Raw genomic sequence first — 13,782 nt, 5'->3', positions numbered from 1 at the left:
CACGGCCGCCAGGCTCGGTCTGATGGCCGTGCCGCTCGCCTTCTTCGGGCTGTTCTTCGCGTACCCCGTCGCCGCGATCGTCGGGCGCGGGCTCAAGACCGACGACGGCTGGCAGTTCGGCCGGATCGGCGAGGTGCTGGCCCGGCCCGACATCGGCGACGTGCTCTGGTTCACCACCTGGCAGGCGCTCGCGTCCACGGCGCTCACGCTCCTGATCGCGCTCCCCGGCGCGTACGTCTTCGCGCGCTTCGAGTTCCCCGGCAAACAACTGCTGCGGGCGCTCGTGACGGTGCCGTTCGTGCTGCCGACGGTCGTGGTCGGCACCGCGTTCCTGGCGCTCGTGGGGCGGAACGGCCTTCTTGACGAGGTGTGGGGGATCCGCCTCGACACGACCGTCTGGGCGATCCTGCTCGCGCACGTCTTCTTCAACTACGCCGTGGTCATCCGCACGGTCGGCGGACTGTGGGCGCAGCTCGATCCGCGCCAGGAGGAGGCCGCCCGGGTGCTGGGCGCCGGGCGGTTCGCCGCCTGGCGGCGGGTGACGCTGCCCGCGCTGGTCCCGGCGGTGGCCGCCGCCTCGCTGATGGTGTTCCTGTTCACGTTCTCCTCCTTCGGCGTCGTGCAGATCCTGGGCGGGCCTGCGTACTCCACCCTGGAGGTGGAGGTCTACCGGCAGACCGCGCAGCTCCTGGACCTGCCGACGGCCGCCGTGCTGACGATGGTGCAGTTCGCGGCCATCGGCGCGATCCTCGGCGTGCACGCCTGGACCGTGCGCAAGCGGGAGACCGCGCTGCGGCTCGTGGACCCGGCCCGGACCACGCACCGGGTGCGCGGCTGGGCCCAGCGCACCCTGCTCGGCGGGGTGCTGCTGACGGTGGCGCTGCTGATCGTGCTCCCGCTCGGGGTGCTCGTGGAACGCTCCCTCGACGCCCCCGGCGGCTACGGCTTCGGCTTCTACCGGGCGCTCCAGGAGGTGGGCGCCGGCGGCGGAACGTTCCTGGTGCCGCCGCTGGAGGCCATCTGGAACTCCCTGCAGTACGCGCTCGCCGCCACCGCCATCGCGCTGGTCGTCGGCGGGCTCGCGGCCGCGGCGCTGACCCGGCGCGCGGGCCGCTTCGTACGGGGCTTCGACGCGCTGCTGATGCTCCCGCTGGGGGTGTCGGCCGTGACCGTGGGCTTCGGCTTCCTCATCACCCTCGACGAGCCGCCGCTGGACCTGCGGACCTCGTGGATCCTGGTGCCGCTGGCGCAGGCGCTGGTGGGCGTTCCCTTCGTCGTACGGACCATGCTGCCGGTGCTCCGCGCGGTGGACGGGCGGCTGCGGGAGGCCGCCGCCGTGCTCGGGGCCTCACCGCTGCGGGCCTGGCGGGAGGTGGACCTGCCGATGGTGCGGCGGGCCCTGCTGATCGCGGCGGGCTTCGCCTTCGCGGTGTCCCTCGGGGAGTTCGGGGCGACCGTCTTCATCGCGCGGCCCGACCACCCGACGCTGCCGGTCGCCGTGGCCCGGCTGCTGGGGCGGGCCGGGGAGATGAACTACGGGCAGGCGATGGCCCTGAGCACGATCCTGATGCTGACGTGCGCGGTGTCCCTGCTCCTGCTGGAGCGGCTGCGACCCGACAAGACCTCCGGAGAGTTCTGATGACCCTGCTTCAGCTGGAAGGGGTGTCGGTCCGCTTCGGTGAGCGCGCGGTCGTGGACGCCGTCGACCTGGCGGTCACCGAGCACGAGATCGTGTGCGTGCTGGGCCCGAGCGGGAGCGGCAAGTCCACCCTGCTCCGGGTAGTGGCCGGGCTCCAGCCCGTCGCCGCCGGGAGGGTGCTCCTGGGCGGCGCCGACCAGGCCGCAGTGCCCGTACACCGGCGCGGGGTGGGCCTGATGTTCCAGGACCACCAGCTGTTCCCGCACCGGGACGTGGGCGGGAACGTCGCGTTCGGGCTGCGGATGCGGGGGGCTTCGCAGCAGGCCTCCGAGGCCCGGATCACCGAGCTCCTGGAGCTGGTCGGTCTCCCCGGGGCGCAGGGCCGGGCGGTGGCTTCGCTGTCCGGCGGCGAGCAGCAGCGGGTCGCGCTGGCGCGGGCGCTGGCGCCTTCGCCGCGGCTGCTGATGCTGGACGAGCCGCTCGGGCAGCTGGACCGGGGGCTGCGGGAGCGGCTCGTGGTGGAGCTGCAGGGGCTGTTCTCGCGGCTGGGCACGACGGTGCTGGCCGTCACGCACGACCAGGGCGAGGCGTTCGCGCTGGCCGACCGGGTGGTCGTGATGCGGGACGGGCGGATCGCGCAGGCGGGGACCCCGCTGGAGGTGTGGCAGCGGCCGGCGTCGGAGTTCGTGGCGCGGTTCCTGGGCTTCGAGAACGTCGTCCCGGCGGTGGTGTCGGGCGGGGTCGCCGCTACTCCGTGGGGGAAGGTGGCCGTTCCGGCGGGGGCCGTGGCGGGGGAGTGCCAAGTCCTGATCCGGCCGGCGGGGGTTCTGCTGTCGCCCGGGGGGCTGGGGTGCGAAGTGGTGTCGCGGACCTTCCGGGGGACGCACGTCGCGCTGCTGCTGCGGCCCGAGGTGGGGCCGCAGCTGGAGGCCGAGTGTGATTTGGCCGGGGCGCCGGCGGTCGGGGAGCGGGTCGCGGTGATCTTCGCCCCGGGCGAGGTGGTCGTGCTGCCGGGGGAGTAGGGCCGCTGCGCGGGGCGGATTTTCCCGCCGCGACTCTTGCCGCTGCGCGGGGCGGAATTCCCCGCCGCGACTCTTGCCGCTGCGCGGGGCGGAATTCCCCTACCCGCCCTTCCACCGTTCCCCGGGCTCGGCCCGGAGCCCGGTCCTCAAGCGCCGGACGGGCTGGATGGGGAGAGGTCAGGGCTGCGCCCGGACCCCCTGGGGCTCCGCCCCAGACCCCGGTCCTCAAACGCCGGACGGCTGGGAAGACCAACCGCCGGCGATGCCGCCTTCAGCCGACCGGGGCCGGTTCCGGGGTGGGGACGTCTCCGTGGGCGCCCTCGTGGTTGCCGTACCAGGCGACCGCCACCGCGCCGGTCACCGCCAGGACGAAGCCGAGGACCGCGAGCCAGGCCATGCCGGGGCGGGACGCGTCGCCGAGCCAGAGCACGCCGATCGCGCCGGGGAGCACGGTTTCACCGACCACCAGGGCGGCGGTGGCGCCGTTCACCGAGCCGATCTGGAGCGCCACGGTGTGCAGGTACATGCCGCCGACCCCGGCCAGGAGGATGGCGTACAGGGCCGGGTCGGTGAGGAGCGCGGTGAGGGAGAACGGCTCGATGCCGTTCAGGATCCGGACCCCGACGCCCAGCGCGCCGAACGCCAGACCCGACAGCAGGCCCGCCAGGATCGCGGCCCGGGCGCCGAGGAAACGTACCGCCACCGTGCCGCCCACGATGATCAGCATGGTGACCGCCAGGAGCCACCAGTGCGTGGCGGGCGGCGCGTAGTGGCCGCCCTCGTGGCCCGCCGCCGTCGCCAGCAGGACCAGCGCCGCGCAGACGACCCCGATCGAGGTCCATTCCTTGCGGGTCAGCCGGATGCCGAGCAGCTTGACGCTCAGCACGGCCGTGATCACCAGGTTGGCGCTGATGACGGTCTGGGACAGGAAGAGCGGCAGGAGGCGGGCGGCCAGGGCGCCCAGGCCGAAGCCCACGAAGTCCAGGATCGTGCCGACGATGAACTCCCAGGTCATCGCGGCCTTCGCCGTGGAGGTGAGGTTCGGTCCGCCGTGCTGGGTGACCCCGGCGGCGGCGGGCGACATACGGGCCGCCCGCCGTGAGCCCACGGCTTGCAGGACGGATCCCGTGCCGTAGCAGATGGACGCCGCGATAGCGGTCAGCAGGCCTATGAGCACCCGAGGGCTCCGTTCACGTCTGGCAGGTTTTACGTAGTGCGTACCTCTTCCAGACGTGGAAAAGGGGAGCGGAGTTGCCTGACCGGGTCAGGTTGTCCAAGTCAGTTCATCGCGGCGAGGGCCGCCGGGACCTCGGACACCGAGTCGACCAGGGCGATCCGGGACTCCATCGCCCGGCCCCGGGCCAGCGCCTGGAGCAGTGGCCAGGCGGGCAGCCGTTCGGTCCAGTGGGGGCGGTCGACGAGGACCATCGGGGTGGGCTCGCCCCGGGAGGCGTAGTAATTGGGCGTCGCGTTGTCGAATATCTCCTGGACCGTGCCGGCCGCGCCGGGCAGGAACACCACGCCCGCGTTGGACCGGGCGAGCAGCCCGTCCTCCCGGGTGGCGTTCGCGAAGTACTTCGCGATGTGCCCGGCGAAGGGGTTCGGCGGCTCGTGTCCGTAGAACCAGGTCGGGATGCCCACCGAGTCGCCGCCCGTGATCGCCGGCCAGCGTTCCCGTACGGCGAAGGCCGCGCGCGCCCAGTCGGAGACGGACGGGGTGAACGAGGGGGCCTTGGCCAGCATCCGCAGGGCTTCGGGCAGGGCCTCGTCGGGGGCCGGGGCGAGGTACGCGCCGAGGTTGGCCGCCTCCATCGCGCCGGGGCCGCCACCGGTGGCCACGGTCAGCCCGGAGCGGGTCAGGGTCCGGCCGAGCTCGGCCGCGCCCCGGTACGCGTCGCCGCCGCGGGCCATGGCGTGGCCGCCCATCACACCGACCACGCGGGCGCCGGAGAGGTGTTCGTCGAGGGCGTCGGAGATGGCGTCGTCGTGGATGGCTCGCAGCATCGAGGAGTAGATGTCGCCGTCCGCCTTGGTCTCCTGGAACCAGGCGTACGCCTCGGCGTCCGGAGTGGTCTCGTAGCCGGCGGACAGCCCGGTGAAGAGCTCCTCGGCCGTGTAGAGCAGGCCCCGGTACGGGTTGAACGGGAGGTCGGGGACGGGCGGGAAGACCAGGGCGCCGTCCGCGCGCACCTTGACCGAGGCGTCCGGTTCCATCGCGCAGCCCAGGAACACGGCGGCCGAGGTGTCGGCGGACAGCAGCGCGAAGGTCCGCTCCAGCAGGTTGACCGACTGGATCCGGTACCCGCTGAGCGAGCCGCGCGCCACGACCTGGTCGAATTCGGCGAGGGTCTCGATCTCGATGTCTGCGTTGACCATTCGGCCCACCCTAAGGGCTGCTGCCCTCAGCGGGTCGATGCCAGCGACGTCAGCTGTGACACACCCCAGCTGAGCGGCAGGCACACGGCCACCAGTGCCGTGGCCCGTACGGTCGCGGCCGTACGGAGGACCTTGCCGGGGGCGCCGAGCGCGGTCAGGGTCTCGCGGGTGGCGGACCGGGCCTGGCGGACCTCGACGGCCGAGGTGAGCAGGGTGGCGGCCGCGCACAGCGCCACCAGGGCGGCGGCGGGCGCGGTCAGCGGGCCGAGCGGGACCTGGAGCCCGCCGTGATCACGCAGGGCCAGGGCGCTGAGGGCGCCCGCCCCGATGGCGCACAGGACGCCGAGGGGTGCGCCCAGACGGGGGGCCTCCTCCTGGAGGGCCCGCCCGGCCAGCAGCCGGAGCGCGCCCGGGCGGACGGCCTGGACGAGCGCCCCGCAGGCGTAGGCCAGACCCGGACCGGCGAGGGCGAGGCCGAGGGCGGTCAGTGCCCAGCCCGTCGGCACGCCGGCTCCGCCGGGGCGGGCGAAGGCCAGCGCGGCGAGTCCGCAGGCGGTGAGGGCGATGCCCCAGGGCAGTGCGGTCTGCGGCGCGGGCCGGGGGTGCGGGCGCAGGGCGAGGGCGGTGGCGATCGAGGCGGCCAGCGGGAGCAGGGCCAAGAGGGTGAGGGCGGCCGCCACGGGCAGGGGCTGGTCGGCGTGGAGCAGCCGCGCCCCGGCGCCGTCGAAGGGCAGCCCGGTCACGTCCCCGCGCAGGTGGAGGAAGACGGCCAGGGCCACGGCGCTGCCGAGGGCGCAGGCCACGGCGGTGGAGATCGTCGCGACCAGGGTGAGCCGTACGGGTCCCAGCCCGGCGGCGTCCAGCCCTTCGAGGGGCCGGGTCGCGGGGTCGGTACGGGCCACGGCGACGGCGAACTGGACGGTGACGGCGAGGGGGACCAGCGCCCACAGCAGCTGAGGGAACGATCCGGCGGGCCGGGCCGTGGCCTGCGCGAGCACGTACAGCAGCAGGAAGCCGCTGCCGGCCGAGGCGGCGGCGACGAGCAGCCGGCGCAACTGGACCAGCGGCCGGGAGCCGCGGGCTAGGCGGAGAGCGAGCACGCGGCCTGGTCCTCCGGGGGCTGGGGGAAGGAGGTCGGGGAGAGCCCGGCGGCGGCCGCCGGCCTGCCGTCGAGCAGGGCGAACCGCCGGTCGGCGACGGCCGCGGTCTCCTCTTCGTGGGTGGCCAGCAGCACGGTGATGCCGTGGGAGCGGGCGGCCGTGGTGAGCGTGCGCAGCAGCAGGGAGCGCTCGGCGCGGTGCAGTGGGGCCGTGGGCTCGTCGGCGAAGATCACGGCGGGCAGGTTCGCGAGGGCCCGGGCGAGGGCGACGCGCTGGGACTCGGATCGGTTGAGGGCGCCGGGGTGCTTGCGGGCGAAGGCGCCGATGTCGAGGCGGTCCAGCCATTCGCAGGCGGCCCGTTTCGCGGTGCGGTGGGGCACGCCCGCGATCAGCAGCGGCAGGGCGGCGTTCTCCCACACCCGGAGCTCGGGCAGCAGCCGCGGCTCGGGGCCGATCCAGCCGAAGCGGTCGCGGCGCAGCCGCTCGCGGGCCAGGGTGCCCATGGTGTGCACGGGGACGCTGTTGAACCAGACCTCGCCCTGCTCGGGGCGCACCTGTCCGGACAGGCAGCTCAGCAGCGTGGTCTTGCCGCTGCCGCGGGGGCCCGTGACGGCGAGGATCTCTCCCGCGCGGACGCCGATCGAGACCCCGATGAGTCCCGGCGAACCTCCGTGGGAGTAGTGAAGGGACCGTGCCCAGAGCAGATCGTCCTGGGGCAGGGCGTTGTCCGGCCGAGCATGGTCCGGTGGAGCGTTGTCCCGTGGAGCCACCATGGCGTACACCTCCGTCCGGGGGAACGAAGCGGAGCCCGCTTGGTCACTGGCACCGCAATGAGATGTAAAGAGATGAACGTCTTGGATGGTGACAGCACACGGCCCGGACCCCCGCGTTCTCACTCGAACGGGGGATCCGGGCCGTGTGGTCCGGCAGTTTGCCGCCTGCGGGACGGTGGGAGGACGCCGGCTGGTTAGAGCTTGGTCCAGGCCTCGGTGAGCACGCGGCGCAGGATGCCCTCGATCTCGTCGAAGGTGCCCTGGTCGGCGGTCAGCGGCGGGGCCAGCTGGATGACCGGGTCGCCACGGTCGTCGGCGCGGCAGTACAGGCCGTTCTCGAAGAGCGCCTTGGAGAGGAAGCCGTAGAGCACGCGCTCCGTCTCCTCGTCCGTGAAGGACTCCTTGGTGACCTTGTCCTTGACGAGCTCGATGCCGTAGAAGTAGCCGTTGCCGCGGACGTCGCCGACGATCGGCAGGTCGTGCAGCTTCTCCAGCGTCGAGCGGAAGGCGTCCTCGTTGTCCAGCACGTGCTGGTTGAGGCCTTCCTTGTCGAAGATGTCGAGGTTGGCGAGCGCCACCGCGGAGGACACCGGGTGTCCACCGAAGGTGTAGCCGTGCAGGAAGGTGTTGTCACCCTTGTAGAACGGCTCGGCGAGGCGGTCCGAGATGATGCAGGCACCGATCGGGGAGTAGCCCGAGGTCATGCCCTTCGCACAGGTGATCATGTCCGGGATGTAGTCGAACTTGTCACAGGCGAACATCGTGCCGAGACGGCCGAAGGCGCAGATCGTCTCGTCGGAGACGAGCAGCACGTCGTACTCGTCGCAGATCTCGCGGACCCGCTGGAAGTACCCGGGCGGCGGCGGGAAGCAGCCGCCGGCGTTCTGCACCGGCTCCAGGAAGACGGCGGCGACGGTGTCGGCGCCCTCGAACAGGATCTCCTGCTCGATCTGGTCGGCGCACCAGCGGCCGTAGGCCTCGGGGTCGTCACCGTAGATCGGGGCGCGGTAGATGTTGGTGTTGACCACCTTGTGCGCGCCGGGGACCAGCGGCTCGAAGGGGGCCTTGAGGGCCGGCAGGCCGGTGATGGACAGGGCGCCCTGCGGGGTGCCGTGGTAGGCGACCGCACGCGAGATGACCTTGTACTTGGTGTGCTTGCCCTGCAGCTTGAAGTACTGCTTGGCGAGCTTCCAGGCGGTCTCGACCGCTTCGCCGCCACCGGTGGTGAAGAAGACCTTGTTCAGGTCGCCCGGGGCGTAGTGCGCGAGGCGCTCGGCGAGCTCGACTGCCTTGGGGTGCGCGTACGACCAAATGGGGAAGAACGCGAGTTCCTGGGCCTGCTTGTACGCGACCTCGGCCAGTTCCTTGCGGCCGTGACCGGCGTTGACCACGAACAGGCCGGCAAGACCGTCCAGGTAGCGCTTGCCCTTGTCGTCGAAGATGTAAGTGCCCTCGCCCCGCACGATGGTGGGTACGGGCGAGTTCTCGTACGACGACATGCGGGTGAAGTGCATCCACAGGTGGTCGTAGGCGGTCTTGGAGAGGTCCTGGCTCACGGCTATCGCGTTCCCCACATGTAGGTCTGCTTCTTCAGCTTCAGGTAAACGAAGCTTTCGGTTGATCGCACGCCGGGGAGCGCACGGATCTTCTTGTTGATCGTTTCGAGCAGGTGGTCGTCGTCCTCGCAGACGATCTCCACCATCAGGTCGAACGAGCCCGCGGTCATCACCACGTACTCGCACTCGGCCATCGCGGTCAGCGCGTCGGCCACCGGGTCGAGGTCTCCCTCGACGTTGATGCCGACCATCGCCTGGCGCCGGAGCCCCACGGTGAGCGGGTCGGTGACGGCGACGATCTGCATGACGCCCTGGTCGAGCAGCTTCTGGACCCGCTGGCGCACCGCCGCTTCGGACAGGCCCACGGCCTTGCCGATCGCCGCGTACGGACGCCGGCCGTCTTCTTGCAGTTGCTCGATGATCGCCAGGGACACAGCATCGACCGAAGGGGACGGTTGTCTGTTCCTGGAATCTGCGCTTCGACTGACCACGACCTCACTGTGCACGAGGAGTCGTCTGTTCCGCAAGGCGAGAACGATGTAATTCGTTGTTTGGGGAGTCAGATCTCACTGATTCCGTAGTTCGTGATGTGTAGGCCTGTCGAAAACGGCGTCTGAGAGGCTAGGCTGAGTAGCTGTCTCAACCACTGGACATGTGATCACAGGAGTGTGGCTGTAGTGACCACCGAACTGCGTCGTCTGCGCAACTACATCGGCGGGGAGTTCAAGGACGCCGCCGACGGGCGGACCACCGAGGTGGTCAACCCCGCCACGGGCGAGGCGTACGCGACCGCTCCCCTCTCCGGCCAGGCGGACGTCGACGCCGCCATGGCCGCCGCCGCGGCGGCCTTCCCGGCCTGGCGCGACGCGACCCCCTCCGAGCGCCAGAAGGCTCTGCTGAAGATCGCGGACGCCTTCGAGGCCCGCGCGGACGAGCTGGTCGCCACCGAATCGGAGAACACCGGCAAGCCCCTCGGCCTCACGGCCAGCGAGGAGCTGCCGCCGATGGTGGACCAGATCCGCTTCTTCGCGGGCGCCGCGCGCCTGCTGGAGGGCCGCTCGGCCGGCGAGTACATGGAGGGGATGACCTCGATCGTCCGCCGTGAGCCGGTCGGCGTCTGCGCCCAGGTCGCGCCGTGGAACTACCCGATGATGATGGCCGTCTGGAAGTTCGCCCCGGCGCTGGCCGCGGGCAACACCGTGGTCCTGAAGCCCTCGGACACCACCCCGGCCTCCACCATCCTGATGGCCGAGATCATCGGCTCGATCCTGCCCGCGGGCGTCTTCAACGTCGTCTGCGGCGACCGCGACACCGGCCGGGCCATGGTCGAGCACCGCACTCCGGCGATGGCCTCCATCACCGGCTCGGTGCGCGCGGGCATGCAGGTCGCCGAGAGCGCCTCCAAGGACGTCAAGCGCGTCCACCTGGAGCTGGGCGGCAAGGCCCCCGTCGTCGTCTTCGAGGACGCCGACATCGCCAAGGCCGCCGAGGACATCGCCGTCGCGGGCTTCTTCAACGCAGGCCAGGACTGCACCGCGGCCTGCCGCGTACTGGTCCACGAGTCGATCCACGACGAGTTCGTCGCGGCGCTGGCCAAGAACGCAGCCGACACCAAGACCGGTCAGCCGGACGACGAGGACGTGCTCTACGGCCCGCTGAACAACCCGAACCAGCTCAAGCAGGTCGCGGGCTTCATCGAGCGCCTCCCCGCCCACGCCAAGGTCGAGGCGGGCGGCCACCGGGTCGGCGAGAAGGGCTACTTCTACGCCCCGACCGTGGTCTCCGGCCTCAAGCAGGACGACGAGATCATCCAGAACGAGGTCTTCGGCCCCGTCATCACGGTCCAGTCCTTCACGGACGAGGACCAGGCCCTGGCGTACGCGAACGACGTCGAGTTCGCCCTCGCCTCGTCCGTGTGGACCAAGGATCACGGCCGCGCGATGCGGATGTCCAAGAACCTCGACTTCGGCTGCGTGTGGATCAACACCCACATCCCGCTCGTCGCCGAGATGCCGCACGGCGGATACAAGAAGTCCGGCTACGGCAAGGACCTCTCCGCCTACGGCTTCGAGGACTACACGCGCATCAAGCACGTCATGACCTCGCTCAACGGCTGACCCAGGGCCGGGCGGGCGGCCTGCCGGCCGCCGCATCGACCAGGTCACAGCCTTGAAGGGGCGGGTAGTAGACACCTTGTCTATTGCCCGCCCCTTCGGCGTTCCACAAGGCTCCTCCCATGCCTGAACTCGCCTTTTCCCGTCGCGCGGCGCTGCGCGGCCTCGGTGCCGCGGGGCTGCTGGCCACCCTTCCCGGCTGTGGTGTCCCCGCCGCGTACGTCCCCGAGAGCCGGCGGGAGGGACAGGACCACTCCGAGAGCGACCGGAGCGTCTCCTTCTCCAACTGGCCCCTCTACATCGACACCGACGAAGAGGACGAGAGCAGGCGCCCGACGCTGGACGCCTTCGCGGAGAAGACCGGCATCGAGGTCCGGTACACCGAGGAGATCAACGACAACGACGAGTTCTTCGGCAAGATCAGCCCGTCGCTGATGAACCGCCGGCAGACCGGTCACGACCTGGTCGTGGTCAGCGACTGGATGGCCGCGCGCTTCGTACGCCTGGGCTGGGCCCAGAAGATGGACCGCTCGGCGCAGGCGAACGTGGCCAAGCACCTGGACCCGCAGCTGCGCTCCCCGGCCTTCGACGAGGGCCGGCTGCACACCGTCCCCTGGCAGTCGGGGATCACCGGCATCGCCTACAACCGAAAGGCCCTCGGCCGGGAGATCAAGTCCGTCAAGGACCTGTGGCACCCGGACCTGGCCGGCAAGGTCACGCTCTTCTCCGGCCTCGACGAGTCCTTCTCCCTGCTGATGCAGGGCAACGGCGTCGACGTGACCCAGTGGACCGAATCCGACTTCCACCGGATGTGCGACCAGGTGGAGAGCATGGTGAAGAAGAAGCACATCCGCCGCTTCACCGGCAACGACTACACCTCCGATCTCGGCAAGGGCGACGTACTGGCCTGCCAGGCCTACTCCGGAGACGTGATCCAGCTTCAGGCCGACAACCCCGACATCGAGTTCGTGGTTCCCGAGGAAGGCGGCGAGCTCTGGGCGGAGAGCCTGCTCGTCCCCAACCTCGCCCGGCACAAGGCCAACGCGGAAGCCCTGATCGACTTCTACTACGACCCGGAGGTCGCCGCGCTGCTCGCCGCCTACGTCAACTACGTCTGCCCGGTCCCGGCCGCCCGCGACGTACTGGCCGCCTCCGACGACCAGGAGACCGCCGAACTGGCCGAGAACCCGCTGATCTTCCCGGACGAGGACATGCGCAAGCGGCTCGTCGTGGCCCGCGACATCTCCTCCGCCGAGCGCTCGTCCTTCGCCAAGCGCTGGAACGGCATCGTCGGTCTTTGAGAGCAGGGGCCAGGGGCCTGCTCTCGATCCCGCGTAAGAACTGAACATGTTCAGCAATGCGGTTGAACATGTTCATAAAGCTGCGTAGGCTTCCTTCCATGAGCGAGAGAAGAGCCCTTGAGCAGCGAATCCGTGCCTGGCTTGCCCTGTTCCTCGTCTGCCTGGTGCTGAGCGGACTCACCGCCTTCCCCCTGGTGAGCGAACTCCAGTGGGCCAATGCCCTGGTGGACAACGAGTGGCTCCGCCGTGTCGGCGACGGGCTGGAGCGGGCGGACTCCGAATACCCCTTCCTCCTCTACGGCACGGACTGGCTCGCCTTCGCCCACCTGGTGATCGCCGTCTTCTTCTACGGAGTCCACCGCGACCCCGTCCGCAACATCTGGATCGTCGAGGCCGGAATGATCGCCTGCGCCGGCATCGTTCCGCTGGCCCTGATCTGCGGGCCCATCCGGGGCATCCCGGTCTGGTGGTCGGTGATCGACATGTCGTTCGGCGTCTTCGGGGTGATCCCCCTGCTGGTTCTGCGACGCATGATCAAGCGCCTGGAGGCCATGTCCGAGACGGAGCCGGGAGTCGTGCCCGCCCTGGCTACTTAGCCATGGAGGCGGCGACTATCGCCCCGGTCACCGGACTCGGGTCATCGCTCTTGGCGTCCTTGGAGTTGACCGTGAAGACCACGAGCCGCGACCCGTCCTTGGCGCCGCCGATTCCGGTGCTGTAGCCGGGACGGGCCCCGGACTTGCCGTAGACCACGGTGCCGTCCGGGAGCTTCATCCGCTGCATCCCCGCAGTGCGCCAGGCGGGCGTCTCGGTGGTCCCGAACACCAGGGCCTTCTCCGGGACGGTGAACATCTCCTCCAGTTGCGGTCGGGGCACGACCCGCCCGGCGAACAGCTCCTGAGTGAACCGCTCCAGGTCCGCCGTCGAGGAAATGAGGTCACCCGCGGCCCAGCGGTCGGACTGGTTCCACACGCTGACATCGCGCAGTTCCGTGTTCCCGTCCGGCAGCGGCACCGCCTGGTAGCCGAGATTGTGCCGACCGGGGATCCGCGTCTGCGTCCGGCCGGGGAGCGAGGTCTGGTGCAGACCCAGCGGCTTCAGGATCCGCCTCTCGACCGCCTTCTCGTACGTCGAGCCCGTCACCTTCTCGATCAGGACGCCCAGCAAGGTGTAGTTGATGTTCTGGTAGTGCTGGAACTCTCCGGGATCGCTCTCCGGACCCTTCGCCAGGGCGTTCGCGATCTGCGCGTGCGGGTCGATCACGTCGAAGCGGTGCGCCCACTGGCCGGAGAAGGGCCCCGGACCGTCGGCGGCCTGGATGCCGCTCGTGTAGTCCAGCAGCCGGCGCACGGAGATCGGCTGGAAGGCACCCGGGAACAGGCCCGGCAGGTACTCCTGGACCGCCCTGTCGAGGTCGATCTCTCCCTCGGCCGCGAGTTGCAGCACCACCGCCGCCGTGAAGGTCTTGGTCACCGAGCCGGCCCGGAAGCGGCCGTCGGCGATCACCGGCTGCCCCGTGCGGAGGTCCGCGGTGCCCGAGCTGCCCCGCCAGCTGCCGCTCGGACCGCTCACGCGGACCGACGCGGCCGTGGCGTACGGATGGTCCGCTCCGAGGCCGGCGATCGCCCCCCTCAGGGCCGCGGCGTTCGGCGGCGTCGAGATCTGCGGCGCCGGCATCGATGCCGCGACCGAAACCGCGCCCGGCGCCTGCGCGGCCCGGGCGACGGCCGGTCCGGCCGAGACGCCCAGGACCAGCGCGGCGGCGATCAGCGTGCGGGTCGTTGCGTTCATGGTGGGATCCCCCTGTCGGCTCTCCGGGCGACTTCCGCCCCGATGACCTCAATGCTGCTGGTCACAGGGGTAGTTGCGGATCACCACCGAGAGGGGTCTTTGCCGGTACG

Annotated in this window: 12 protein-coding genes; 5 read left to right on the top strand and 7 right to left on the bottom strand. The window is 70.9% G+C overall.

Features of this window, described 5'->3' with window-relative positions; genetic code table 11:
• Positions 1 to 22: 22 nt before the first annotated feature.
• Complete coding sequence (locus AC061S_RS25560) at positions 23 to 1,639, top strand: ABC transporter permease (RefSeq protein WP_478688266.1); 1,617 nt, start codon at positions 23 to 25, stop codon at positions 1,637 to 1,639.
• A complete protein-coding gene (locus AC061S_RS25555; RefSeq protein ID WP_478688236.1) occupies positions 1,639 to 2,661 on the top strand; it encodes an ABC transporter ATP-binding protein in 1,023 nt (340 codons plus the stop codon). The genes AC061S_RS25560 and AC061S_RS25555 overlap by 1 nt, the downstream gene beginning before the upstream one ends.
• Before the next feature lie 271 nt (positions 2,662 to 2,932).
• On the opposite strand, the gene AC061S_RS25550 is transcribed toward AC061S_RS25555, so the two are convergent.
• From AC061S_RS25550 to AC061S_RS25525, 6 genes are all read right to left on the bottom strand, one after another.
• Positions 2,933 to 3,838 carry a DMT family protein gene (locus tag AC061S_RS25550; protein ID WP_478688235.1) on the bottom strand — a complete coding sequence of 302 codons (906 nt, stop codon included), beginning with the start codon at positions 3,836 to 3,838 and terminating at the stop codon, positions 2,933 to 2,935.
• 101 nt (positions 3,839 to 3,939) lie between these two features.
• A complete protein-coding gene (locus AC061S_RS25545; protein WP_478688234.1) occupies positions 3,940 to 5,037 on the bottom strand; it encodes an LOG family protein in 1,098 nt (365 codons plus the stop codon).
• Positions 5,038 to 5,063: 26 nt separating this feature from the next.
• Complete coding sequence (locus AC061S_RS25540; RefSeq protein ID WP_478688233.1) at positions 5,064 to 6,137, bottom strand: hypothetical protein; 1,074 nt, start codon at positions 6,135 to 6,137, stop codon at positions 5,064 to 5,066.
• The gene (locus AC061S_RS25535) at positions 6,119 to 6,919 is read right to left on the bottom strand and encodes an ABC transporter ATP-binding protein (protein WP_478688232.1); all 801 of its coding nucleotides are present in this window, start codon (positions 6,917 to 6,919) and stop codon (positions 6,119 to 6,121) included. Before AC061S_RS25535 ends, AC061S_RS25540 begins: the two co-directional genes overlap by 19 nt.
• Positions 6,920 to 7,104: 185 nt before the next feature.
• Positions 7,105 to 8,484, bottom strand: coding sequence for an aspartate aminotransferase family protein (locus tag AC061S_RS25530; protein WP_250743863.1), 1,380 nt, complete (start codon positions 8,482 to 8,484; stop codon positions 7,105 to 7,107).
• A complete protein-coding gene (locus AC061S_RS25525) occupies positions 8,469 to 8,972 on the bottom strand; it encodes an Lrp/AsnC family transcriptional regulator (RefSeq protein WP_073910973.1) in 504 nt (167 codons plus the stop codon). The genes AC061S_RS25530 and AC061S_RS25525 overlap by 16 nt, the downstream gene beginning before the upstream one ends.
• 171 nt (positions 8,973 to 9,143) lie before the next feature.
• Between AC061S_RS25525 and AC061S_RS25520 the strand changes: the two genes are divergently transcribed.
• From AC061S_RS25520 to AC061S_RS25510, 3 genes are all read left to right on the top strand, one after another.
• Positions 9,144 to 10,583: a gamma-aminobutyraldehyde dehydrogenase gene (locus AC061S_RS25520; RefSeq protein WP_478688231.1), complete on the top strand. Its 1,440-nt coding sequence runs from the start codon at positions 9,144 to 9,146 to the stop codon at positions 10,581 to 10,583.
• A 119-nt stretch (positions 10,584 to 10,702) separates the two neighbouring features.
• Positions 10,703 to 11,881, top strand: coding sequence for an ABC transporter substrate-binding protein (locus tag AC061S_RS25515; protein ID WP_478688230.1), 1,179 nt, complete (start codon positions 10,703 to 10,705; stop codon positions 11,879 to 11,881).
• A gap of 98 nt (positions 11,882 to 11,979) precedes the next feature.
• On the top strand, positions 11,980 to 12,477 hold the full coding sequence (locus AC061S_RS25510) for a hypothetical protein (RefSeq protein ID WP_478688229.1): 498 nt from the start codon (positions 11,980 to 11,982) through the stop codon (positions 12,475 to 12,477).
• Here the strand turns inward: AC061S_RS25510 and AC061S_RS25505 are convergent.
• Positions 12,470 to 13,672, bottom strand: coding sequence for a serine hydrolase domain-containing protein (locus AC061S_RS25505; protein ID WP_478688228.1), 1,203 nt, complete (start codon positions 13,670 to 13,672; stop codon positions 12,470 to 12,472). The genes AC061S_RS25510 and AC061S_RS25505 overlap by 8 nt on opposite strands.
• Positions 13,673 to 13,782: the final 110 nt, after the last annotated feature.

This window comes from Streptomyces sp. CA189 (assembly GCF_056428985.1).
The sequence above is the reverse complement of the archived record's forward strand: the minus strand, read 5'-3'. Positions and strand labels throughout refer to the sequence as shown.